The following is a 21,529-nucleotide window of genomic DNA, read 5'->3' on the forward strand; positions in this document are numbered from 1 at the left end:
CTCCGTGGACAGACGGCGGGCGCGGACCCCTCGGCCGCCCGAACCCCCCTTGCGTCAGCCTAGAAGCACGGCCGGCCGAACGCCGTCCGGGCTCCGACGCACGCCGGGAGGCCCGGCGGGAACAGGCGCGGCCGCGTCCGACGGTGCCAGAGCCTGCCACTCGCTGGGCGACATGCCGTAGGCATCCCGGAAGGCCCGGCTGAAGTGCGAGGCGCTGGTGAATCCCCAGCGATGCGCGACGGCGGCCACGGTGAGCCTGCGACGCGGTGCCCTGCCCAGCTCGCGGCGACAGGCGTCGAGCCGGCGCGAACGTACCCACTGACTCACTGTCGTGCCCTCGCTCTGGAAGAGCTTGTGCAGGTAGCGGACGGATATGTGATGGGCGAGCGCGATCGATTCCGGCGACAGATCCGGATCCGTCAGATGCAGTTCGACGAAGGTCCGGATGCGTGACAGCGTCTGCCCACCGGCGTCCGTCGAGTGCGCCGCCTCCTCTCCGACGAACTCCGTGACGAGTACGGCGAGAAGATCCACGGCGTTGCGGGCGAGCCGGTCGCCGACGCGCGTCCGGCGGAACTCCGCCTCGGAGGCGAGTACGGACAGGAAGTGCGACACCAACGCCCGCACACCTTCCCCACAGCCCAGGGGCACGCCCATGATCCGGCGCAGGTCGGAGTCGGCGATCCCCAGGCAGCGGCGCGGTATACGGAAGACCGTCATCCGGGAGTGCTCGCCGAATCGCGGTGATCCGGGCCGGCCCGGATCACAGAAGACGATGTCGCCGGGTTCCAGAAAGACCTCGTTGCCGCCGTGCAGGACCGCGGTCGAGCCGTGGAGTTGCAGCGCGACGTACAGGGCGTCGTCGTCAACGCCCGGCTCCGACAGCCAGGGAAGGACGGAGCGAGGGCCGTCGGCGGAGCGCAGCACGGAAATCCCCAGCTGTCCGAGGTCGTTGTCACAGGTCACCTCGCACCTCCTGGGGCCAGGAACTTCTCGACCACGGCGTTGAACGCGGGCGGATTCTCGAGGAAGGGAAAGTGCGACGAGGCCACGTCGGCCGGGAAGACGTGGAGTTGTGCGTCCGGGATCTCGCGGGCGACGAAACGCTGCGAGTCGGGGCTCACATGGCTTCCGTCGCATCCGATCACCAGGGTCGGCACGTCCACCCTGGGCAGCATGTCGCGCCAGTCCTGCGCACAGTGGTCGAACAGCAGGGGGACGCCGGCGTAGGACGGTGTCGACCTGATCTCGGCGGCGACGAAGGCGAGCACTTCGGGGTCGGTGTCACCGGAGAACATGCCGCGCACGAAGTCGTGGCGCACCCGCTCACCGTCCGGGCCCGCCAGTGCGGCGCCGAGTTCGAGAAGCCCCGCGACGTCGAAGATGGCGCCGGATTCCCGCTGTTCGGCGGGCGTCATCCAGGGAACGGCCGCGACGGCCGCGGGCTGGTCGACGGCGATGAAGCGCCGTATCCGGCCGGTGCCGAACTGGTCCATGAAGCTCCACCACACCGACACGCCCATCGACCACCCGAGGGCGTCGAAACGGTCCAGCTCCAGGTGGTCGACGACGTCGAGCACGTCGCGTGCCAGACGGGCGACGCGGTAACCGTGACGGGGCTTGCCGGACACTCCGTGGCCGCGCAGATCCAAGGTGATGACACGACGGGGGGACAGGCCGCTCACCTGGTGCCGGAACATCTCCTGCGTCTGTCCCCAGCCGTGGAGCATCACCAGCGGAGAGCCGTCGCCCCCGCTGTCGTGGTACACGAGCTTCGTACCGTCGTCGGTCGTCAGTTCTCCCATGGCGAACCCCCTGGTCGGTCGGTATCCGTCGCACGCGCCGGGCGTCAACTGGCGTCTGGGCGACCGAATATCAACAAGAACGGACGTCTGGTCGCCCGCGTCCCGACATTGTCGATCGCCGACGTGCGGCGTCACCACCGCGAGACGTAGGGATCTGCCGGACGGGCGTCCTCAGTCTGTAGAAAGCTCAGCGGGATGCTCAGGGGCGAGGAGTTCCTCGATCCGCAGGCCCATGTGGAGAAGCAGCCGATGGGCGCCGATGTCCAGGTCGAGCCCGGTGATCTCCTGGATCTGTCCCAGCCGGTAGTACAGCGAGGTCCGGTGGATCTGCAGCGCTTCCGCGGTCCTGGGGATCGATCCGGCGTGTTCCAGGAAGCAGCGCAGTGTCTCCCGGTGACGGGAGCCGCCATTGCTGTCCATCAGCGTGCGCAGCGGCTCCGGAACCAGGGACGCGTTCAGCGACTCTTCCGGGAGCTGGAGCAGGATGGCGAACTCGCCCAGTTCCTCCCAGTGTCCGACGCCCTTCAGCGAGGGCAGCCGACGAGCGGCCCGAGCGGCCACGAGCGCCTGCCCGTACGAGACCCAGGCGTCGGCGGGACCGGCCTGGCGCCCGCCGACACCGACCACGAAAGCCGCCGGCGGGCCGAGGAACGCGCCGAGCGCCTCGAGGACGTGGGTGGACTGCCGGTCGAGCTCTTCCCGGCCCGGCGGCCGGTCGAGGAGCTGGAGAAGGATCGCGCGGCCCTGATCGACGGCCAGGACGCCGCGAGCCGACCGCGTGTGCCTGAACGCTTCCAGTGCGCCCCGGAGCGCCATCTCGACCTGCGCGGACGGCTCCTGGGACCCGGACACCTCGACGACGCTGACGACGGCATGGGGTGCGTCTCGAAGCGGCCCGCTGCCGAGCAGGCGCTGCCGGGCCGCACCGCGCCCTGCCGGGCTCCCGCTCAACAGGTCGAGCAGCGCCTCGTTCGTGCCCGTCTCCTCGGCGTCGTCCGCGAGGCGTTCCGTGTACATCTGGGCGGCCATGGCGCGGGCCGCCACCATGATGGTGTCGACCTCCTCCGGTGTCAGTGACTGCTGTGCGTCGATGACCATCAGCAGGCCGAGCAGGTGGCCGCGCTCGCGGAGCGGAACGCAGTAGCGGGGAAGCAGCCCGATGTCGTCACGGCCTCTCACATGGCCCGGCCTGGACCACTGGGCCACGCCCTGGGCGAGGACGAAGCGGATGACCTCGCTGTCCGCGCGGCCCTGCAGCAGGCTGCGGACGCGCACGGGGTCCGCGTCACCGAAGTGCCGACTCGAACAGATCAGCCGGACCAGAGGGTCGTTGACCACCACGGACCGGCCGAGGTCCTCCGCGAGCTCGTCGACCATCGCCTGCAGTGTGTCGCTGCCGACGCGAGGGCGTGGGAACCGTCCGGTCATTGAGCGTCCTTTCTCGGAGGATCCTTTCTACATATCGAGAAACATGGCGGGCAAGTTTTCGACAATGCGATGAACCGAGAGCGCACTATTCTTTTCCAGTAGTGCACAGAGCGTGCCGGGCGAATAAATTCGGCGGCGATTTCGCCTTACTTTTCCGTCCCGGTGGGCATGGCGTACCCCCGCAGTCGGGCCCGGACCTGATCCGCGTCGGCGTGGCCGAGTGACGTAAGGCTGGTGAGGGCCTGCTGCCAGGCGGCGTGCGCGTCGTCGTGGTCGCCCATCGCGAGATGGGTGTCGCCGATGTCGACGAGGGTGGAGGCTTCCAGATAGGGCACACCCAACTCCCGATAGAGGGCGAGCGCGTTGCGGTAGCCGAGGAGGGCGTGCGGGTGGCGGCCCAGGTGGTGATGGGCGTAGGCGATGCTGTGCCAGGTGGACGCCTGGCCGTAGCGGTCGTCCAGATCCTGCAGCATGGTCAGGGCCCGGAAACAATGGCTCAGGGTCTGTGCGTAGTGCCCGAGCTGTGCGTGGTACCAGCCGACCGAGTTGAGGACACTGGCCCGCGCGGCACGGTGACCGCTGTCCTGGAACAGTTCCAGGGCCAGCTGGTTGTGGCGGAGGGCGCCGGGGAGGTCGCCCTGCTGGTCGCATTCCCAGCCGAGGCTGCGGTGGGTGTTGGCCCGCCCGATGTCGTCTCCCAGCTCGGTGAAGAGTTCCAGCGCACGGTGCAGGCGGGGGCGGGAGCGGTCGTGAAGGCCCAGGCGGCCCTCGGCCCGGGCCAGTGCGCGCAGGCCACGGGCCTCCCAGGCGCGGCCGGCCTGCCGCAGTGCCGATTCGAGGGCGGTGCGCTGGGAGTCCGCCCAGTCGTGCCAGTGGCCCCGCCGGTCGAAGAACGGCTCCAGGGACCAGGCGAGCAGGCAGGCGAGCCGGTCGCGACGGGAGCGCGCGGCCGCGTCGATGACGGCGAGCAGCACCGGGTACTCGGCGGTGAGCCAGGCCAGCGCCCGCTCGTCGTCGGCGAGCGGTTCGGCGGTGACTCCCGCCGGGGGCTGCCCCGGTGGGAGGGGGTCCGCGTGCGGCGCGAGAAGCAGGCCGGCCGAGTGGGCGGTGTGCAGGTAGTACGCGTACAGCCGGTCGACGGCCGCCGCCCGCTCGGCCTCGGGGTGCCGGGCGCGGACGAGTTCGGCGGCGTGCGCGCGCAGCAGGTCGTGAAAGGCGTACCGGCCGGGGGCGTGCTCGCCCACCAGGTGCACGTCGGCGAGTTCGGTGAGCAGCTGTCGCGCTTCCCGTACCGGAAGTCCCGCCAGGGCGGCCGCTGCCGGTACGGAGAAGTCCGGGCCCGGGTGCAGGGCGAGCAGCCGGAAGAGGCGGGCCGCCGCGGACGAGACGGCGCCGGAGGACCAGGAGAAGACCGCGCCGACGTTCGCGGACGCGTCGGTCCGGCTGAAGGCGTCGAGGCTGCCGTGCGCCGCACGCAGTTCGGCCGCGATGGCCGACAGCGGGAAGCGGGGGTGGGCGGCGGCGCGGGCCGCGACGCAGGCCAGGGCTAGCGGCAGCCCCGCGCACAGAGCGGTGATCTCGGCCACCGCCCGGGATTCGCCCGCGAGCCGCTCCGCGCCCAGCCGACGGGCGAGGAACGCCCGCGTCTGCTCCGCGTCGAGCGGGCGCAGGGTCAGCGCATGGGCTCCGTGCGCCGACACCAGCCCGGACAGCTGACTGCGGCTGGTGACGATGGTCAGGCAGCCGGGCGTGCCCGGCAGCAACGGTCGTACCTGAGCGCTGTCGCGCGCGTTGTCCAGCAGGACGAGGAACCGCCTCCCGGCCAACAGGCTGCGGTACAGCGCGGCTTGGGCGTCCAACCCGTGCGGAACGCGTTCGGGCGGCACGCCCAGCGCGTCGAGGAAGAGACGAACGGCCTCGCCCGCGCCCATGACCGTCCCGGACGGGGCGAAGCCGCGGAGATTGACGTAGAGCTGTCCGTCGGGGAAGCGGTCCGCGACCCGATGGGCCCAGTGCACGGCGAGTGTGGTCTTGCCGATGCCCGCCATGCCGCCGATGGCGCTGATGACCACCGTCTCGGCGGGGTGCCCCGCGGTGTCCGTGAGCAACGCCAGGACCTCGTCAAGCTCGGTACGCCGACCGGTGAACGTCGGCAGATCGTGCGGCAGTTGCGCGGGCGCCGGTACATGCGCGGGCGCCGGTACGGATGCCGTCGGCGAGGCGGAGGTGTCCGAGGCGGGCCCGGCGGCGGCCGAGTGGACTTCCCGCAGTGCCGCACCATGGGCGTCGCGCAGTTCCGCCCCGGGGTCGATGCCCAGCTCGTCGGCGAGCCGGGAGCACGCCGCGCGGTACGTGCTCAGTGCCTCGGGCCGACGCCCGGTGGCCGCCAGGACGAGGATCAGCCTGGCCAGCAGGGGTTCGTCCAGCGGGTTGTCGACGGCGGCCTGCCGGAGTTCGGGCAGCACCGCGCCCGGCACTCCGGCACGTAGCGCGGCGTCGGCGGCCTCCTGCAGGGCGGCGAGGCGTTCGCGGTCGACCGAACCGAATCCCGCACGCTCGCGGACCTCCGGGGGAATCCCGGAGGCAACCGGCCCCCGCCACAAGGACATTGCCTCGGTGAGGAGTTCCACGGCCCGTGCGGGCGACTCGTCCGCGACGGCCCGCCGGGCCTCGTCACGCAGCCGACGGAAACGCAGAAGATCCAGGGAGTCTTCGTCGGCCGTCCACCGGTAGCCGCCCGCCTCCCGTATCAACCAGCGGCCGGCGGTTCGGGCGGGCAGTTCCGGCTCCAACAGGCGGCGCAGCGACCCGACATGACGGCGAATCACATTGACCGCGCTGTTGGGCGGCCGGCGGCCCCACAGCACGCCGACGATCTCACTCACGGCGACCGGTTGCCCCGCCCGCACCAGCAGCAGTGCCAGCAGGGCCCTTTCCTGAGGGCTCCCGAGCGACAGCTCCGCCCCCGCCCGCCGCACCCGGACCGGCCCCAGGACCGCGAATTCCACCGGTTCCAGCGGCACTTCGTCCCCCTCGCATCTCCCACTCCCACCATGACCTTACGTGTCCTGCGGCGTTACCCACCGTTACATCGAGGGGCGGCGCCCAGGGCGGTGCGGGAGGTCATGAGGCGTACGAGCGTCCGACGCGGTCAGATCTCCGGTCGCGCCTCGCGCGTGCGGTACTCGCTCGGGCTGATGCCGTGTTCCCTCTTGAACGCGGCGCTGAGCGCGAAGGGGTTGGCGAAGCCGACGCGGTCCGCCACCGCGGCGAGCGTGGCGTCGGGTTCGCGGAGCAGGTCGGCGGCCAGGGCCAGGCGCCGTTCCCGAAGGTAGGTCATGGGCGGCCGGCCGACGAGGACGGTGAACCGGCGGGCCAGGTTGGCCCGGGACACGCCGGTCTTCGCTGCCAGGGCCGGCAGCGTCCATGGGTGGGCGGGGTCGGCGTGCAGCAGGCGCAGGGCGGGGCCGACGACGGGGTCGCTGTGGGCCCGGTACGTGGCACACGGTCGGCAGGGCGCTCGCCGCCCAGGGGGCGAACATCCAGGTCACAGAGCGGATTCCGGCCGTGGCGGTCACGGAGTTCGGACGTCACGCCCTGGCCGTCGACGGCGTCGAGGCCCGCCTGCGCATCAGCAAGAGCCTGGAGCTGCTCTCCTACCTGAGCAGCAGATCCGGCCGCGCGGCCGACCGCCGAGAGGTGCTGGCGGCGCTGTTCGCACGTGATGACCGCTCGACTCGCGCGTACCTGCGCCAGGCCGTCCACCAGCTGAACCTCGCGCTGCCGGCCCAACTGGGCCTCGTCGTCGAGCAGAACAGGCTGGCGCTCGCCGAAGAGGTGGTCCGTGGGTGTCAGTCGCTGCGCTTCGAAGCCGACCTCGCCCACACGCACCGACTGGTCGGCCGGGAACGGCTGTCGGCGATCGAGGCGGCCGTCGCCCGCCACGAAGGCGACTACCTCCCGGACCGCACCTCGGAATGGGTGGAGGAACGACGACGGACACTCGCCCAGCAGACCACCGACGCGCTCTCGTCGGCGGCCGAACTCGCCCTGCACCTGCACCAGTACGGCGACGCCGTCCGACTGAGCGACCGGGTGACCGCGAGCGACCCGCTCCGCGAGGTGGCATGGCGGGTACGGATGCGCGCGGCGAACGCACTGGGCGACGACGACGGCGTCCTCACGGCCTTCCTCGGCTGCGAGGCGGCGCTGGCCCGGATCGACGCGACGCCCTCACCCAGCACCCGCAAGCTGCTCAAACAGCTGCAGCGGTGAAGATCGGCCGCCTTCCCGTACAACCCCCATGAGGGCGACGCCTCGGCGCCAGGCGTCGCAAGGGCGGAAGCGTCGGCCCGGCCGCCCGGCTCAGTCGGAAACGTCGGCCACCGAGAAGATCCCCGGTTCGCTGACCCCGTACAGCACCCCGCCCACCAGGAGCGGCGGCATCGAACTCGGCGTCAGCTCCTCGAAGGAGCGGCCCGCCGTGTCGAAGGACGGGGTGGTGCGCCCGATCTCCTTGCCGGTGCGCGGGTCGAGAGCGAGGATGCTGGTGTCCGGCATGTTGACGTACAACCGGCCGTCGTGGATGGCCGGTTCGCTGAAGACACGCAGCTCGCGCGAGCTGGTCCACAGCGGCTTCCCGCGTTTCAGGTCGAGGGCGAGCAGGGTCTCGTTGCCGTAGTCGAAGATGTACATGGTGTCGCCGTGCACCAGCGGCGGCGCTTCCGGCTCGACGCTCCAGGGGAAGTCGATACGGCGGGTCTTCCCACTGCCGAGGTCCTGGATGAAGAAGGCCGCGGAGACGCCGGTGTCGTTCTCCCAGCGTGCGTAGTACGCCGTCCCGTCGTGGACCGTGGCCAGCCACAGATCGCCCTTGGGCGCCGTGACGTCACCCAGCGTCCTGCCCGTGCGTGCGTCGAGGCGAGCGATCCCGCCGGAGCCCCCGCGCAGATCGGCGTAGAGCGTTCCTTCGGGCCCTTCGTAGAAGGGGCTCGGTGAGGCGGCGGCCAGTTCGCGTCGCCACAGCTCCTCACCTGTGCGCGGTTCGTACGCGGCATAGCGTGCGGTGTCGGAAGGCCCGAGCGGGTCGAGTCGTACGAGCAGTACGCCGCTCAGGTACGCGAACTCGCCCACCGGACCGTCCAGATGCCACAGCCGCTCCCCGGTCCTGCCGTCGAAGGCGTCCACTCCCTCGGAGCGGTCGGCGCTGTTGACGTACACCACCCCGTCGTGGACGACGGGCTCGCCCCCGGAGAAGCTGTTGACCTCCTTCTTGCTCATGGGCTTCGACCAGTCCACATGGCCCGTCGCGGGGCTCATTCGCATCAGCGCGATCTGGGGGGAGGAGCAGAAGACGCCGAGCGCGTCCGGTGTGCAGGCCGGGCCGATGGGGATCGGATCGTCCTCGTCCGGCTCCAGCGTCTTGTGCCACGGCTTCCAGCCCGGCGGTGCCGAACCGCGGGGCGCCGCCTGCGGGTCGGCCCGGTCGACCTCGTCGACCGTGCTTGCCGGGGCGATGCCCAGCAGGGCTGCCGAAGCCGTACCCGTGACGGCGATGAACGCGACGGCGGCGAGGGTGATCCACCGCCTCTTCCTGCGCGGTCCCTGTCCGGTTTGTCCGGCCTTTGTGGACTGGGGTGCCGGCGCTCCCGTCAGCACGGTCACCGGGAGCCGGGACGGCTCTTCGCCGGGCCCTCCGTCAGTCAGCGCCTCCGGCAGCCCGGCCAGTGCGTCCAGTACCTCGCCCGACGTCGGCCGGTCCGCGGGCTCCTTCGCCAGACAGTGCGACACCAACGGGCGCAGCGGCTCAGGCAGTTCGCCCAGCTCGGGCTCGCTGTGCACGGTGTTGTACGCGGCGAGATAGGCGTTCTCCGCCTCGAAGGGGCTGCGCCCGGTGGCGGCGTACACGAGCACCGCGCCCAGCGAGAAGACATCCACGGCGGGGCCGACCTCGCGCGGGCGGCTGAACTGCTCCGGTGCCATGAACGGCGGCGAGCCCATCACCATGCCGGTCTGGGTACGGACGTCGCTGCTGGCCGCGCGCGAAATACCGAAGTCGATGACTCGTACGACCCCGTCGTCGCCCTCGCCCTCCAGCAGCACATTGCTGGGCTTGAGATCCCGGTGCACGACCTCCGCGCGGTGGATCTCCCGCAGTGCCTCGGCGAGTTCGGTGCCGAGGCGGCGCAGCGCGGGCCAGTCCAGCGGACCCGACTCGGCGACCCGCTCGGCGAGCGTGCGACCCGGGACGAACGTGGTGGCCATCCATGGCCGCTCCGCGTCCGGGTCGGCGTCCACGACCGGCGCCGTGAACGCACCGCTGACCCGGCGCGCGGCCGCGATCTCCTGCCGGAACCTGGCCCGGAACTCGGCGTTGTCCGCGTACCTCGTATGCACGACCTTGACGGCGACGACCCGTCCCGAGACCGATCTGCCGAGGTAGACGACGCCCATGCCGCCGGCCCCGATCCGCGATTCGAGCCGGTAGCCGCCGACAGACCGCGGATCGTCCTCACGCAGGGGCGGCACCGTATCTCCCTCACCGGTTCTGGCCTGGACGCCTCCGGCCCGGACTCTGCTGGCATGGACCGATCACTCTAGCGGCCGGTCGGCTCGCCCACAGTGCGCACCGCCACACCCGGGCGGCGATCGCGCCCACCTTCGCCGCGGGGCACCGGTCGGGCATGCCCCGCAAGCCGCCTACGGCCTGGGCGCGGGTTGTTCCCCCGAGCCTCGGACGATCAGCCGGGTGGGAACGGTGATGGTGCGAGCCCGGGAGCGGTCGCCGTCGAGCCGGGCCAGGGCGGTGGCCGCGGCGCTGCGGCCGAGTTCTTCGGGGTCCTGGGCTACTACGGTCAGGGCCGGTTCCAGTGCCTCGGCGAGTGATACGTCGTCGAAGGCGACGACGGCTACGTCCTTGCGCTTGCTGCGGGCGAGTTCGGCGACGATGCCGAGCGCCATGATGTTGTTGCCGGCGAACAGGGCGGTGGGGGGATCGGCCAGTTCGAGGAGTTGGGCGGTCGCGGCCTCGGCGCCTGGCTGGTCGTGTGCGCTGGCGACCAGCGAGCGGTCGTAGGGGATGTCGGCTTCTTGCAGGGCCGCGCGGTATCCGGCGAGGCGTTCGCGGCGGGTGTACAGCTTGACGGGCAGGTCGCCGACGAAGCCGACGCGGCGGTGCCCGTGGGCGATCAGGTGGGCGACACCGTCGTGGGCCCCCGCACGGTTGGAACTGACGATGCTGTCCGTGGACAGGCCGACTCCTGGTCGGTCGAGGAAGACGATGGGCAGCCCCGCCGTCCGGTGCGACTTGAGGTGGGAGTGGTCGGCGCCGACGGACGGCACGACGATCAGGACGCTGATGCGGCGGGCGAGGAACTTGTCCGTCAGGGCGCGTTCGCGGTCGGGGTCGTCCGCGGACGACCCCATGAGCAGCGTCAGTCCGCGGTCTCGGACCGTGTCCTCGATGCCGCGGGCCACCGCTCCGAAGAAGGGGTTGGCGAGGTCGGGGATGACCAGTCCGATGGTGGTGTCCGGGCCGCCGACGCGGATGTTGCGTGCCATGAGGTTCGGCTGGAAACCGAGCTTGGCCACGGCGGCGAGAACCTGTTCCCTGGTCTGTTCCGAGGCGTATCCGTCCTCGTTGAGAACCCGGGAGACGGTCTTGGCGCTGACGCCCACTTCGCGGGCGACGTCTGCCATGGTCGGGCGGCGGTTCGCTGCCATGAAGGAAACGGTCTCCTGTCTCGTCGGTTCCGGCCGCGGCCTCGACCGGAACCTGTGAGTGCTTCAGCTGGCCTGAACTCCCGCGGCCTTCGCGGCCTCGGAATCCGCTACGACAGTATCTCCGGCCTCGTCGATGCTGAGCGCCCCGGTCATGATGGCGACGACCTCCGCCATGGAGTAGTCCGAGGGCTTGATCACGGCGGCGCGCCGACCCAGCCGGTGGACGTGGATCCGGTCGGCGATCTCGAAGACGTGCGGCATGTTGTGGCTGATCAGGACGACCGGCATGCCCTTGTCGCGGACCCGGCGGATGAGGTCGAGGACCTGTCCGGACTCCTTGACGCCGAGGGCGGCGGTGGGTTCGTCCATGACGACGACGCTGCGGGCCCAGGCGACGGCGCGGGCGACCGCGACGGCCTGCCGCTGTCCGCCGGAGAGGGTCTCGACCGACTGGGTCAGGGAGCGCAGGCCGATCTTCAGGTCGGCCATGTGCTCGGCGGCCTCCTGGCGCATGCGCTTCTTGTCGAGCATGCGGAAGGCGCTGCCGAGGACGCCGGGGCGGCGCAGCTCGCGGCCGAGGAACATGTTGGAGGCGATGTCCATGGAGGCGGCCACCGCGAGGTCCTGATAGACCGTTTCGATGCCGTGGGCGCGTGCGCTTTGCGGGCCGGAGAAGGTGATGGGTTTGCCGCCCAGGCGTATCTCGCCCGCGTCCGGGACCACCGCGCCGGTGAGGGCCTTGATGAGGCTGGTCTTGCCGGCGCCGTTGTCCCCGATGACGGCCAGGACTTCGCCGGGCAGCAGGTCGAAGTCGGCGCCGTCGATGGCGGTGACATGGCCATAGCGCTTGACCAGACCGCGAGCCTGCAGAACGGGGGTCGGAGTGGTGGTGGTCATCGGGCCTTCTTCCGGGAGAGCTGGTCGACGGTCACCGCGAGGATCACCAGGACTCCGGTGATCAGGGTCTGGTAGATGGAGGCGACGCCCATCAGCTGCAGGCCGTTGCGGAAGACTCCGACGATGAGGACGCCGATGAACGTGCCGAGGACCGATCCGCGGCCGCCGAAGAGGCTGGTGCCGCCGAGCACCACGGCGGTGATGCTGTCGAGGTTGTCGGTCTGCCCGGCCTGGGGGTCACCGACTCCGGTGCGGGAGATGAGCAGCAGGGCGGCGATGCCGTACAGCAGGCCGGCCACGGTGTAGACGCCGATGGTCAGCCGGGAGGTGCGGATGCCGTTCAGCCGCGCCGCTTCCGGGCTGTTGCCCAGCGCGTAGACGTGCCTGCCCCAACCGGTGTTGCTCAGCGCGTACGCGAGGAGCAGGAACAGGGCGATGGTGACCAGCGAGCCGTACGTGATGTCGGTCTTGCCGAGCGGGAAGGTCTGCCCGAGCGCCGTCAGTGGGCCCGGCAGGTTGGTGACGGTCTGCTCCTCGGAGTAGATGTGCGTCAGCGCGAACGCCACGTTGAGCATGCCGAGGGTGACGATGAACGGCGGCAGCGGGATCTTCTGCACCAGCGCCCCGTTGAGCAGGCCGAAGCCGCCGCAGACGACCAGGCCCAGCGCGATCGCGGCGAGCGGCGGCAGGGAGCCCTCGGCCGCCATCTTGGCGATCACGATGCTGCCGAACGCCATCACCGCACCGCACGACAGGTCGATGCCCGCGGTGAGGATGATCAGGGTCTGTCCGATGGCAAGGGTGCCGACGACCATGACCTGCTGCACGATCAGCGAGAAGTTCCCGCCGGTGAGGAACTGGTCGGTCGAGACGGAGAAGAAGACACAGGCCAGGAGGAGGGCGGCCAGCGGACCGGTGGTCGGTTGCGTGAGCAGTCTGCGGACCGTGGTCGGTGTTTTGAGCTCGGCGTACGGCTTGGACGTGGAGGGTGGCGTGGACGTGGCAGTCATGCGAGGTCCTTCTCGGAAGACTCAAGTCCTTGTCGGTCCTTGTCGGACGGCAAGAGGACGAGGGGGCGGCCGTCCCCGGTCGGGGAGGAGGGGCAGGCCGCCCCGCTGAGGGGTTTCGAACGGCGGCAGCTGGGGGTCGGCGGCTCAGCCCCAGCAGTTGTCCAGGCCGTAGGCGGTGTCCTTGGACGTGACCCCGTCCTGCGCCTTGTCGGTGACCAGGGTGACGCCGGTGTCGGTGTAACCCGACGCCTTCTTGCCGTCCTTGGCGAACGTCACGACGGCCTTGACGCCCTCGGCGGCCATCTTCAGCGGGTACTGCTGCGAGGTCGCGGCGATCTTGCCGTCCTTGACGGCCTGGGTGCCGGTGCAGCCGCCGTCGACGGAGACGATCAGGACGTCCTTCTCCCGGCCCTTGGCCTTGAGCGCGGTGTACGCGCCCAGCGCGGCCGGCTCGTTGATCGTGTAGACGACGTTGATGCCGGGCGACTTCTGCAGGCAGTTCTCCATCGCGGTCTGGCCCTTGGCCTGGTCGCCGCCGGTGTCCTGGGAGCAGACGATGGAGGAGTCGCCCTCCTTGACGCCGAAGCCCTTCAGGAAGCCGCTGTGCCGCTGGACGCCGACGGAGACGCCCGGCGCGAGGTCGAGGGTGGCTATCTTCGCCGACTTGCCCTTCATGGCGGCCTTGGCGTACTCGCCGATCAGCTCACCCGCCTTGACGTTGTCGGTGGCGAAGAGGGCGTCGACCGCGCTTTCCGGCTCGGTCGGGGTGTCGAGGGCGATGACCAGGACGCCCTTGGCCTTGGCCTTCTCGAGCGCCGGCACGATCGCCTTGGAGTCGCTCGGCGTGATCAGGATGCCCTTCACCCCGGCGGCGACCATGTTCTCGATGGCGGTGACCTGACCGGCGTTGTCACCGTCGAACTTGCCCGCCGCGGTGGACAGTTCGACACCGTTCTCCTTGGCGGCCTTCTCCGCGCCCTCCTTCATCTTCACGAAGAACGGGTTGGTGTCGGTCTTGGTGATCAGACCGACCTTGACGCTGCCCGATCCGGTGCTCGCGGTGCCCGATTCGGATCCGGATCCACAGGCGGTCAGGGCGAGGGCTGCGGCACCCGTGCAGGCAGCGGCTCTGAGCAAGGAGGAGGGCAGACGAGAGATGCGTGACATGAACAACTCCTGCGGGATTGCGGGTGAGCGGCCGGCATCGGGGCATGCCGTCCCGAGGTGTCATCGTTGACTTATGTCATCGTTGACACTTCTTGGCCAGGATGATGGACTCCGCCTCCAGGCAACGTCAATGCCTTGCACCCGTCACAAATCGGCAACGCCGGGGCGGTCGCCCACCCGAAGCCGCTCAGAGACTGCCCGCGACGTGCCCGTTCTGCCAGCGCGTTCAAGAGAAGAGCAGCCCATGACCCCGCCTCAGATCACCGTCCTGGGAGAGTGCGTCGCCGACGCGTTCACCGAACCCGCAAGTACCCGGAACGAACTCGGCCTGCGGGTGCTGCCGGGCGGCGGACCCGCCAACACGGCGGTCGCCCTGGCCCGGCTGGGAACCCCGGCCCGTTTCCTCGCGCGCCTGTCCGGCGACGTGTTCGGCCGCCTCTTCCGGGCCCACCTGGAGGCATCCGGGGTGGACCTGTCCCACGCCGTCGAGGCCGCCGAGCCCAGCACGCTGGCCGTGGCCGAGCTGGACACGAAGGGCCAGGCCACGTTCTCCTTCCACGCGCAGGGCACCGCCGACTGGCAGTGGACGAGCGCGGAACTGGCCGGGGTGGACCTGGCCGACACCGCCTGCGTACACACCGGATCGCTGGCCCTGGTCAAGGAACCCGGGGCGGCGGTGGTGGAGGACTTCCTGGCAGGGGCCGCCTCCCGGGCCACCATCAGCATCGACCCCAACGTCCGTCCGCTCCTGGTGCACCCCGAGGTCTACCGCGCCCGGCTGGCGCACTGGTGCGGTCTCGCGGATGTGCTGCGGCTGAGCGAGGACGACCTGGATCTCCTGCTGCCCGGGACGCCGCCCGAGCAGGCGTGCGACACCTGGCATGCGGCGGGGGTGCGGCTCGTCGTGATCACGCGTGGTGCCGACGGTGCCCTGGCCTCACTCGACGGGGAACGGGTGCGGGTGCCTGCGGCGGCGACGCAGGTCGTCGACACGGTGGGTGCGGGGGACTCGTTCACCGCCGGACTGCTGCACCACTTCGGCACGCAGGGACTCCTCGGCGGCAGGCTGACGGACCTGCGTCTCGGCGATGTCGAGGCCGCCTGTCTGTTCGCCGCGAAGGTCGCGGCCCTGACCTGCTCGGTCGCCGGCCCCAACCCGCCATGGCAGGACCAGTTGGCGCAGGCGATCGCCGCCGACGCCTGAAGGACCGTACGTCGTCCATCTCGACTCCACCCACTGACAAGGACCCGAAACCATGACGAAAACCCTGCTCGCCGAGTTCACCGCCCGAGAGGGAGCGGAGGACGAGGTCGCCCGCCTGATCCGGGACTACGCCCTGAAGGTGCGCGAAGAGGAAGGCAACCTGGCCTTCGACGTCTACACCAAGGCGGCCGCCCCGCGCGCCTACTGGATCTTCGAGGTCTACCGGGACGAGGACGCCTTCAAGGCACACCTGGACGCCCCGTACGGCGTCCCGTTCAACGCCGCCCTCACCCCGCTGATCGAGGAGGACGCCTCCGTACTGACGTTCCTCGATCCGCTGGCCACGCATCCGTAACGAGCGTTGCACACCGGCGGCGACCCGGAGCTGGAGCGCAGGGAGATCGAACTGCCGCTCCAACTCCGGGGTGACGGGGTTTGTACGGATCCGGGGTGACGGGGTTTGTACGGAACTGCTCCGGCGCCCCGCCTCGCCGGTCACCGCCAGATGGACTTCAGCTGCCACGCCCGCAAGTGGTCGAGGGTGGCGGTGCCGCCCTCGGCGAAGACCTCGACGCCGGTGCTGGAGGGGTCGGGGAAGATCTGGTCGGTGATCACCGCTTCACCGTTGCCGCCGAAGACCTCGACGGACGACCAGTCGACGAGGATGCGCAGCCTGACCTTGCCGTTCTTGGCCTTCAGGGGTGCGGTCTGGACGCCGGGGAAGGTGCTGTTGAAGTCCACGGCGCCGGAGCGGGTGCGGTCGACGTACAGCTCCTGTGTCGTGGTGTCGTAGCCGATGACGGTCTCCTCGCCGCCCGCGCCGGTGCGCACCTTCAGGCCGAAGCGGTCGGCGTCCTTGAGGGAGAAGGTCGCCTCGATGTCGAGCGCCCTGCCCTTGGCTGTGGGGCCGATCAGGCGCTTGGAGGTGCTCTTGACGGTGACGCCGGACGCGGTCGCCGCCGGGCGCTTCTGGCGGAGGGACTCCAGGCTGCCCACCGGCTTGCTGGTCAGCCGGATTCGGCCGTCCACGGTGTGCAGGGCCATCTCCCTCGGCACGCTCTGCGCGCCGCGCCAGGGGGAGGTGGGGACGGACTGGCCGTAGTCCCAGTTGTTCATCCAGCCGATCATGTAGCGCTTGCCGCCCGGTGCGTTCTCCCAGGACACCGCCGCGTAGTAGTCCTTGCCGTAGTCGGCCCAGTCGGCGCGCTGTACGACGGACTTGGCGGGCTTGTCAGCCTCGGTGAACCGGTCGGCCATGACGTGGCCCCAGCCGGCGGTGTTCATGTCGACGACCTGGATCCGCGCCTTCTTGCCGACGTACGGGCGCATGTCGAAGGACGCCCAGTCCAGGGTCTCGCTGTCGGCGCCGGTCGCGCTGCGGACGACCTTGCCGTCGACGAGCAGGTTGACGGACGTCTCCTGGGAGACGCGCTTGGCCCGGGTGTCGGACATCACGATGTGGTCGACGTTGAGATGGCCCCAGCCGCCGCTGTTGTTGTCGACGATCCTGAGCTGCGCCTTCTTGCCGGCGAGGTCGCTGACGTCCCAGGAGGCCCAGTTGAGTGCCTCGGCGTCCTTTCCGGTGGCGCTGCGGACGACTTGGCCGTCCACGAGGAGCTCGACGGCGGTCGGGTTGGCGGAGCCGGCCGGGTGATTGCCGCCGCCGATGAGGAAGTTGACGTACTTCTTGTCGATGGTGAACTCGGGCGACGTGAGGCTGCCGGTGGTGGAGTCGCCGTTCAGGAAGGTGTTGACCAGGCCATCCCCCAGAAAGCCGGAGACACCCTGCTGGCCGGGGAGGGTGCCGGTGGCCGGCGCGGTGCCGAAGGCGTCCCCGGTGGCCGTCCAGTCGCCGTACGTTCCGCCTTCGAAGTCGGCGAGGACCGTGCCCTCGGGCGGAGTTCTGTCCATGACGGTTCCGGCCTCGTGCGGATGCCGCCCGCCACCGATCTTGAAGTTCAAGTAGGGGCTGCCGACGGTGAATTCGGGCGAGCTGAGGGTGCCGGTGGCCCCGTCACCGCCGTGGAAGCTGTTGGCGAGGCCCTTGCCGTCGAAGCCCTCGACGGCCCCCTGCCCGTCCACTGCCCCGGCGGCCGGTCCCTGGCCGAACGCGGTTCCGGTCGTCGTCCACTCACCGAAGCCGGTGCCCTCGAAGTCCTGCACCACCGTGCCGGTGGGCGGTGTGTAGCTGCCCTCGTCGTCGGCGGTGAACTTCTTGCCGTCGAAGTCGCCGATGAAGTACTGGGCGGCCGAACCACCCGCGATGCCCCCGGGGTTGATGTTGACGACCAGGACCCACTTGATGTTGTTCTTGTCCCCGTCGACGGCGAGGGGGAACAAGTCGGGGCACTCCCACACACCGCCCGTCGCACCGGCCGGCCCGAACTCGCTCTGCAGCTCCCAGTCCTTGAGGTTCTTGGACGAATAGAACCGCACCTTGTGCTCGGCGGACAGTGACACTGTCATCAGCCAGCTCTTGGTCGGCGCGTGCCACTGGACCTTGGGATCGCGGAAGTTGGTGGAGCCGATGTCGATCACGGGATTGCCCTGGTACTTGGTCCAGGTGCGGCCCCGGTCGGTGCTGTAGGCGAGCGACTGGGCCTGCTTGCCGCCGTTCTTGTAGGCGCTGGTGTAGATCGCCACCATGGGCGGGTTCTTCTTCGTACCGAACCCGGTGGTGTTGTTCCAGTCGACGACCGCGCTGCCGGAGAACACCATCTCCTCGTCGTCGTGCGACAGGGCGAGCGGCAACTCCTCCCAGTGCACGAGGTCCTTGCTCACCGCGTGCCCCCAGGACATGTCGCCCCACGAATTGCCGCTCGGGTTGTACTGGTAGAAGAGGTGATACTCGCCCTTGTAGTAGACGAGGCCGTTGGGGTCGTTCATCCAGTTCTTCTCCGGAGTGAAGTGGAACTGGGGTCTGTAGGTCTCGGCGTACGGAGGGGTGTCGGCGGCGACGGCTTGGGGAGCGAGCGGGGCTGCTGACAGGGCGCAGACGGTCGCCACCGCGGCCATCATCCGTATGCGGGCATGCCGGGATACGCGTACAGAGCTCATGGTGTCTCCTAGTCCCGCGGCTCGTCGGCGCAGCGCTGACTGCGGCCCCGGCGCGGACGGACCGAGAAAAGTGACACCCCAGGCCGACGTCGTCGTCCACGCCGCCGCCCCAGGGTGTCATCGTTGACTTGTGTCATCGATGACATCGAGTGCCCGATTATGAGCCGCAGTCCGGTCAGTGCGTCAACGGTTCGGACGCGATTGGGTCCTGCCGTGGTGGGTCGGGGTGGGTGAACTAGCAGGTCAGAGCGGGGACTTGGGTGGCGAACCGGCGGACTTCCGCGACGTCGTCGGGACCAGGGAGCGGTCGCGCGCCGAAATTCGCGTGAACGAGTTGTTTCCGGTGTGTTGACCGGCCGAGCCTCTCGGTGCTTCACTGCCGGAACCGCTACCGAAACCGCTACCGAAACCGGTTCCGGAACCGATTCCGGTACCGGTTCCACGAGGCTCTGTACGATCGGCCCTTCGGTGCGGGAGGAAGTCTTCCGCCGCTGCAGGAAGGGAGGGGAGGTGACATGGGAGTCACTATCGCCGACGTGGCCGCGCGGGCCGGGGTCAGCAAGACGACGGTCTCGCGGGTGCTGAACGCCAAGGGCGAGATCAACGAGAACACCGTCTTGAAGGTCCGCAAGGCGATCTCGGAGCTCGGCTATGTGCCGAGCGCCGGGGCAGTGGGCCTGGCACGCGGCACGACACAGATGATCGGCATGCTGGTCCCCGACATGGCCTGGGCCTGGGCCGGCATAGTGCAGGCGGTCGTCGAAACGCTGGAGACCGAGGGCTTCGGACTGCGCATGCTCACCGTGAACCGCGGTGAGGAGTCACTGCGCAGACTGGGCCTGCAGGTCGCCGCCAAGTCGTTCGACGGTCTGCTGGTGATAGAGCCCGAGGGGGCCCTGGGAGCCATCACCGAACTGCACGAAGCCGGACTGCCGGTGGTGCTGATCGACGATCGCTTCCAGCGGCCGGGATTCCCCTATGTGGCCACCACCAACCGGGAGGGCGGTGAGCAGGCGGCGCGCCACCTGCTGGACCTCGGCCGCCGTCGCCCTCTGGTCGTGACCGGTCCCGAGGAGTACGGCTGTACTCAGGAACGGCTGGACGGCTTCGTCGACGTCTATGCGCAGGTCGGGATCGAGCTCGACCAACGCAGCATCATCCGCGGCGACTTCTTGTTCGACAGCGCCCGGAGCGCGGTCGCACAGGCTCTCGCGGACGGCGTGGCATTCGACGCGGTCTTCGGGCACAACGACCCCTTGGCGGCCGGTGTGCTCGCCGCCCTGCATGAGGCCGGCCTTCGGATTCCGCGGGATGTGGCCGTGGTGGGGTTCGACGACATCGAACTGGCGTCGTACACCTATCCGGCACTGACCACCATCCGCCAGCCGATGCGGGAGATGGGTGAGGCAGCGGCACGTCTGCTGCTCGACCACGTGCGGAGATCGCCGGAGGCCGCCCCCTCGCGCATCATTCCCACCAGCCTCGTGATCCGTGGCTCGACGTTGGAGCCGAGCCCGAACTGACGCGACGTCATCGCGATGCGCAAGTGTTGGCGCCTCGCAGCCGGGCGGTGCGTTGCCGGTGACGCACCGCCTCCGTCTCCTTGAAACCTCGGCAGAGCCTCTGCGGCCTCGTCCGCCTCACAACTCCAGGCGGTTGTACCTGCGTTCACGCGGCACCGCCCACATACATCTTTCCGCTCGAGCGTGCCCGATCCGGGACACCGAACGAAGCGTCCGGCACACCCCGCCCGGCCGCAACCCACTCCGCGTCGGACGCTCCCAGCGCGACCCGCGACTGACCGCCGGTGCCGCTGTCACCACAGACGGCCTCCCTCGTGTGCTGACCCATCCGGGCGCCCGCCCGCTCTCACCCTTCGCCCCCCCGCGCCCGTATCGCCCAACGGCAAGGAGCCGCATCATGCGTATCACCACCCGTCACACCGTCAGAACCGTCCAGACCCTGTGCGTCACCGTCACGGCAGCCCTGGTGGCCACCGGCTGCGGCCGGAGCGAGGACTCCGGCCCCGGCAACGACGCACCCGCCGAGATAGCCGCGGGCAAGGCCAAGGGGACGGTGGTCATGTGGAACCTGGGCGACATCGAACCCGCCCTGAAGGACCTGGCCAAGAAGTTCGAGCAGGAGAACCCGGACGCCGACGTCAAGATCACCTCGGTCCCGTGGGACGCCGCCCACGACAAGCTGACCACCGCGGTCGCCGGCGGAAACACACCGGACATGTCCATGGTCGGGAGCACCTGGATGGCCGAGATGGCCGCCATGAACGCCTTCCAAGCCACCCCGACATCGATCAAGTCGTCGGACTTCTACCCCGGCCAGTGGGACACCACCAAGTACAAGGACGCCTCCTACGGCGTCCCGTTCACCGCCGACACCACGGTGGTCTACTACCGGACCGACCTCACCAAGAAGGCCGGTATCAAGGGCGCACTGGCCGGCGACCGGGACGGATACCTGAAGGACCTCAAGGCCATCCAGGCCACCGCGGGCAAGCAGAACCCCAAGCTGCGCCATGCCACCGGGCTGGTGATGGGCTTCAACTCCTGGGTCTTCTGGGTGCCGATGGTCTGGCAGCAGGGCGGTGACATCTACGACGCCAAGACCGGGAAGTTCACCTTCGACACGCCCGAGGTCGCCAAGGCGCTGGAGTACTGGGCAAGCGTCCCGAAGCAGGGCATGGCGCCGACCGACAGGTCGGACAACGTGCAGGGCTTCCGGGACGGGCTGCTCGCCACCTACCAGGAGGCCGCGTGGGCCGGTGCAAGCCTCCACAAGGACGCCCCGGAGCTGGACGGCAAGTGGAAGACCATGCCGGTGCCGTACTCCGAGCAGCCGGCCGGGTTCGCCGGCGGCACCGACCTGGCGGTGTTCAAGGAGGCCAAGAACCCCGACGCGGCATGGAAGTTCGCCCGGTTCCTGACCGAGCCCACCAACCTCGCGGCCTATGTCAAGGCCACCGGCAGCCTGCCTTCTTCGCCCCAGGCGTGGTCGGACGGGAATCTGAGCGCGGACGCGAACATGAAGCCGTTCGACGAGCAGCTCAAGGTCAGCAAGGCGCAGCCCGCCATCACGACCTGGCAGCAGATCGCCGACGCCATCGACTCCGAACTGGAGAAGCTGGCCCTGGGCAAGGCCACCGTCGCCGAGGTGCAGAAGGCGCTGCAGTCCAAGGCCACCAGCATCGGCACCGGCCGCTGAGCGCCACCGCCATGAGCACC

At 69.8% G+C, this 21,529-nt stretch carries 15 protein-coding genes and 1 pseudogene; 5 read left to right on the plus strand and 11 right to left on the minus strand.

What is annotated here, in order from left to right; translation table 11 throughout:
- Window positions 1–54: 54 nt before the first annotated feature.
- From GAS53_RS31230 to GAS53_RS31250, 5 genes and pseudogenes are all read right to left on the minus strand, one after another.
- Window positions 55–966 (minus strand): helix-turn-helix domain-containing protein, encoded by a 912-nt coding sequence (locus tag GAS53_RS31230; RefSeq protein WP_225859191.1) that lies wholly within the window; start codon window positions 964–966, stop codon window positions 55–57.
- A complete protein-coding gene (locus GAS53_RS31235; protein ID WP_151481088.1) occupies window positions 963–1,805 on the minus strand; it encodes an alpha/beta fold hydrolase in 843 nt (280 codons plus the stop codon). Before GAS53_RS31235 ends, GAS53_RS31230 begins: the two co-directional genes overlap by 4 nt.
- 171 nt (window positions 1,806–1,976) lie before the next feature.
- Window positions 1,977–3,233: a PucR family transcriptional regulator gene (locus GAS53_RS31240; protein WP_151481089.1), complete on the minus strand. Its 1,257-nt coding sequence runs from the start codon at window positions 3,231–3,233 to the stop codon at window positions 1,977–1,979.
- 146 nt (window positions 3,234–3,379) lie between these two features.
- The gene (locus GAS53_RS31245; RefSeq protein WP_151481090.1) at window positions 3,380–6,256 is read right to left on the minus strand and encodes an AfsR/SARP family transcriptional regulator; all 2,877 of its coding nucleotides are present in this window, start codon (window positions 6,254–6,256) and stop codon (window positions 3,380–3,382) included.
- Window positions 6,257–6,384: 128 nt separating this feature from the next.
- Window positions 6,385–6,765, minus strand: a pseudogene (locus GAS53_RS31250) (helix-turn-helix transcriptional regulator); the annotation flags it as partial.
- A 35-nt stretch (window positions 6,766–6,800) separates the two neighbouring features.
- On the opposite strand from GAS53_RS31250, the gene GAS53_RS31255 reads away from it, so the two are divergent.
- Complete coding sequence (locus GAS53_RS31255) at window positions 6,801–7,508, plus strand: AfsR/SARP family transcriptional regulator (RefSeq protein ID WP_192583352.1); 708 nt, start codon at window positions 6,801–6,803, stop codon at window positions 7,506–7,508.
- 90 nt (window positions 7,509–7,598) lie between these two features.
- Here GAS53_RS31255 and GAS53_RS31260 read toward each other — a convergent pair whose 3' ends face one another.
- The 5 genes from GAS53_RS31260 to GAS53_RS31280 form a co-directional block, all read right to left on the minus strand.
- A complete protein-coding gene (locus GAS53_RS31260) occupies window positions 7,599–9,761 on the minus strand; it encodes a protein kinase domain-containing protein (RefSeq protein WP_151481093.1) in 2,163 nt (720 codons plus the stop codon).
- Window positions 9,762–9,932: 171 nt separating this feature from the next.
- Window positions 9,933–10,955, minus strand: a complete 1,023-nt coding sequence (locus GAS53_RS31265; RefSeq protein ID WP_151481094.1) for a LacI family DNA-binding transcriptional regulator — start codon at window positions 10,953–10,955, stop codon at window positions 9,933–9,935.
- Window positions 10,956–11,018: 63 nt separating this feature from the next.
- Window positions 11,019–11,852 (minus strand): ATP-binding cassette domain-containing protein, encoded by an 834-nt coding sequence (locus GAS53_RS31270; RefSeq protein ID WP_151481095.1) that lies wholly within the window; start codon window positions 11,850–11,852, stop codon window positions 11,019–11,021.
- On the minus strand, window positions 11,849–12,862 hold the full coding sequence (locus tag GAS53_RS31275; RefSeq protein WP_151481096.1) for an ABC transporter permease: 1,014 nt from the start codon (window positions 12,860–12,862) through the stop codon (window positions 11,849–11,851). The genes GAS53_RS31270 and GAS53_RS31275 overlap by 4 nt, the downstream gene beginning before the upstream one ends.
- A gap of 144 nt (window positions 12,863–13,006) precedes the next feature.
- Window positions 13,007–14,029 (minus strand): sugar ABC transporter substrate-binding protein, encoded by a 1,023-nt coding sequence (locus GAS53_RS31280; protein ID WP_151481097.1) that lies wholly within the window; start codon window positions 14,027–14,029, stop codon window positions 13,007–13,009.
- Window positions 14,030–14,273: 244 nt separating this feature from the next.
- Here GAS53_RS31280 and GAS53_RS31285 point away from each other — a divergent pair, with 244 nt between their 5' ends.
- Complete coding sequence (locus GAS53_RS31285) at window positions 14,274–15,233, plus strand: carbohydrate kinase family protein (RefSeq protein ID WP_151481098.1); 960 nt, start codon at window positions 14,274–14,276, stop codon at window positions 15,231–15,233.
- 52 nt (window positions 15,234–15,285) lie between these two features.
- Entirely contained in the window at window positions 15,286–15,588 is a 303-nt protein-coding gene (locus GAS53_RS31290; protein WP_151481099.1) for a putative quinol monooxygenase, read from the plus strand.
- A gap of 140 nt (window positions 15,589–15,728) precedes the next feature.
- Here GAS53_RS31290 and GAS53_RS31295 read toward each other — a convergent pair whose 3' ends face one another.
- On the minus strand, window positions 15,729–18,290 hold the full coding sequence (locus GAS53_RS31295) for a GH32 C-terminal domain-containing protein (protein WP_151481100.1): 2,562 nt from the start codon (window positions 18,288–18,290) through the stop codon (window positions 15,729–15,731).
- 515 nt (window positions 18,291–18,805) lie between these two features.
- Here GAS53_RS31295 and GAS53_RS31305 point away from each other — a divergent pair.
- Together GAS53_RS31305 and GAS53_RS31310 are read left to right on the plus strand one after the other, a co-directional pair.
- Window positions 18,806–19,813 (plus strand): LacI family DNA-binding transcriptional regulator, encoded by a 1,008-nt coding sequence (locus GAS53_RS31305; protein WP_151481101.1) that lies wholly within the window; start codon window positions 18,806–18,808, stop codon window positions 19,811–19,813.
- Between the two features lie 397 nt (window positions 19,814–20,210).
- Window positions 20,211–21,509 (plus strand): extracellular solute-binding protein, encoded by a 1,299-nt coding sequence (locus GAS53_RS31310; RefSeq protein ID WP_151481102.1) that lies wholly within the window; start codon window positions 20,211–20,213, stop codon window positions 21,507–21,509.
- Window positions 21,510–21,529 lie beyond the last annotated feature (20 nt).

It is taken from the genome of Streptomyces albicerus, from assembly GCF_008905045.1.
Classification (GTDB): Bacteria; Actinomycetota; Actinomycetes; order Streptomycetales; family Streptomycetaceae; genus Streptomyces; species Streptomyces albicerus.

Bases quoted from the DNA above. Each gene is read 5' to 3' on its own strand.
- GAS53_RS31235 (WP_151481088.1), bottom strand. From the start codon at position 1,805: ATGGGAGAACTGACGACCGACGACGGTACGAAGCTCGTGTACCACGAC.
- GAS53_RS31240 (WP_151481089.1), bottom strand. From the start codon at position 3,233: ATGACCGGACGGTTCCCACGCCCTCGCGTCGGCAGCGACACACTGCAG.
- GAS53_RS31265 (WP_151481094.1), bottom strand. From the start codon at position 10,955: ATGGCAGCGAACCGCCGCCCGACCATGGCAGACGTCGCCCGCGAAGTG.
- GAS53_RS31270 (WP_151481095.1), bottom strand. From the start codon at position 11,852: ATGACCACCACCACTCCGACCCCCGTTCTGCAGGCTCGCGGTCTGGTC.
- GAS53_RS31275 (WP_151481096.1), bottom strand. From the start codon at position 12,862: ATGACTGCCACGTCCACGCCACCCTCCACGTCCAAGCCGTACGCCGAG.
- GAS53_RS31280 (WP_151481097.1), bottom strand. From the start codon at position 14,029: ATGTCACGCATCTCTCGTCTGCCCTCCTCCTTGCTCAGAGCCGCTGCC.
- GAS53_RS31285 (WP_151481098.1), top strand. From the start codon at position 14,274: ATGACCCCGCCTCAGATCACCGTCCTGGGAGAGTGCGTCGCCGACGCG.
- GAS53_RS31290 (WP_151481099.1), top strand. From the start codon at position 15,286: ATGACGAAAACCCTGCTCGCCGAGTTCACCGCCCGAGAGGGAGCGGAG.
- GAS53_RS31295 (WP_151481100.1), bottom strand. From the start codon at position 18,290: ATGAGCTCTGTACGCGTATCCCGGCATGCCCGCATACGGATGATGGCC.
- GAS53_RS31305 (WP_151481101.1), top strand. From the start codon at position 18,806: ATGGGAGTCACTATCGCCGACGTGGCCGCGCGGGCCGGGGTCAGCAAG.
- GAS53_RS31310 (WP_151481102.1), top strand. From the start codon at position 20,211: ATGCGTATCACCACCCGTCACACCGTCAGAACCGTCCAGACCCTGTGC.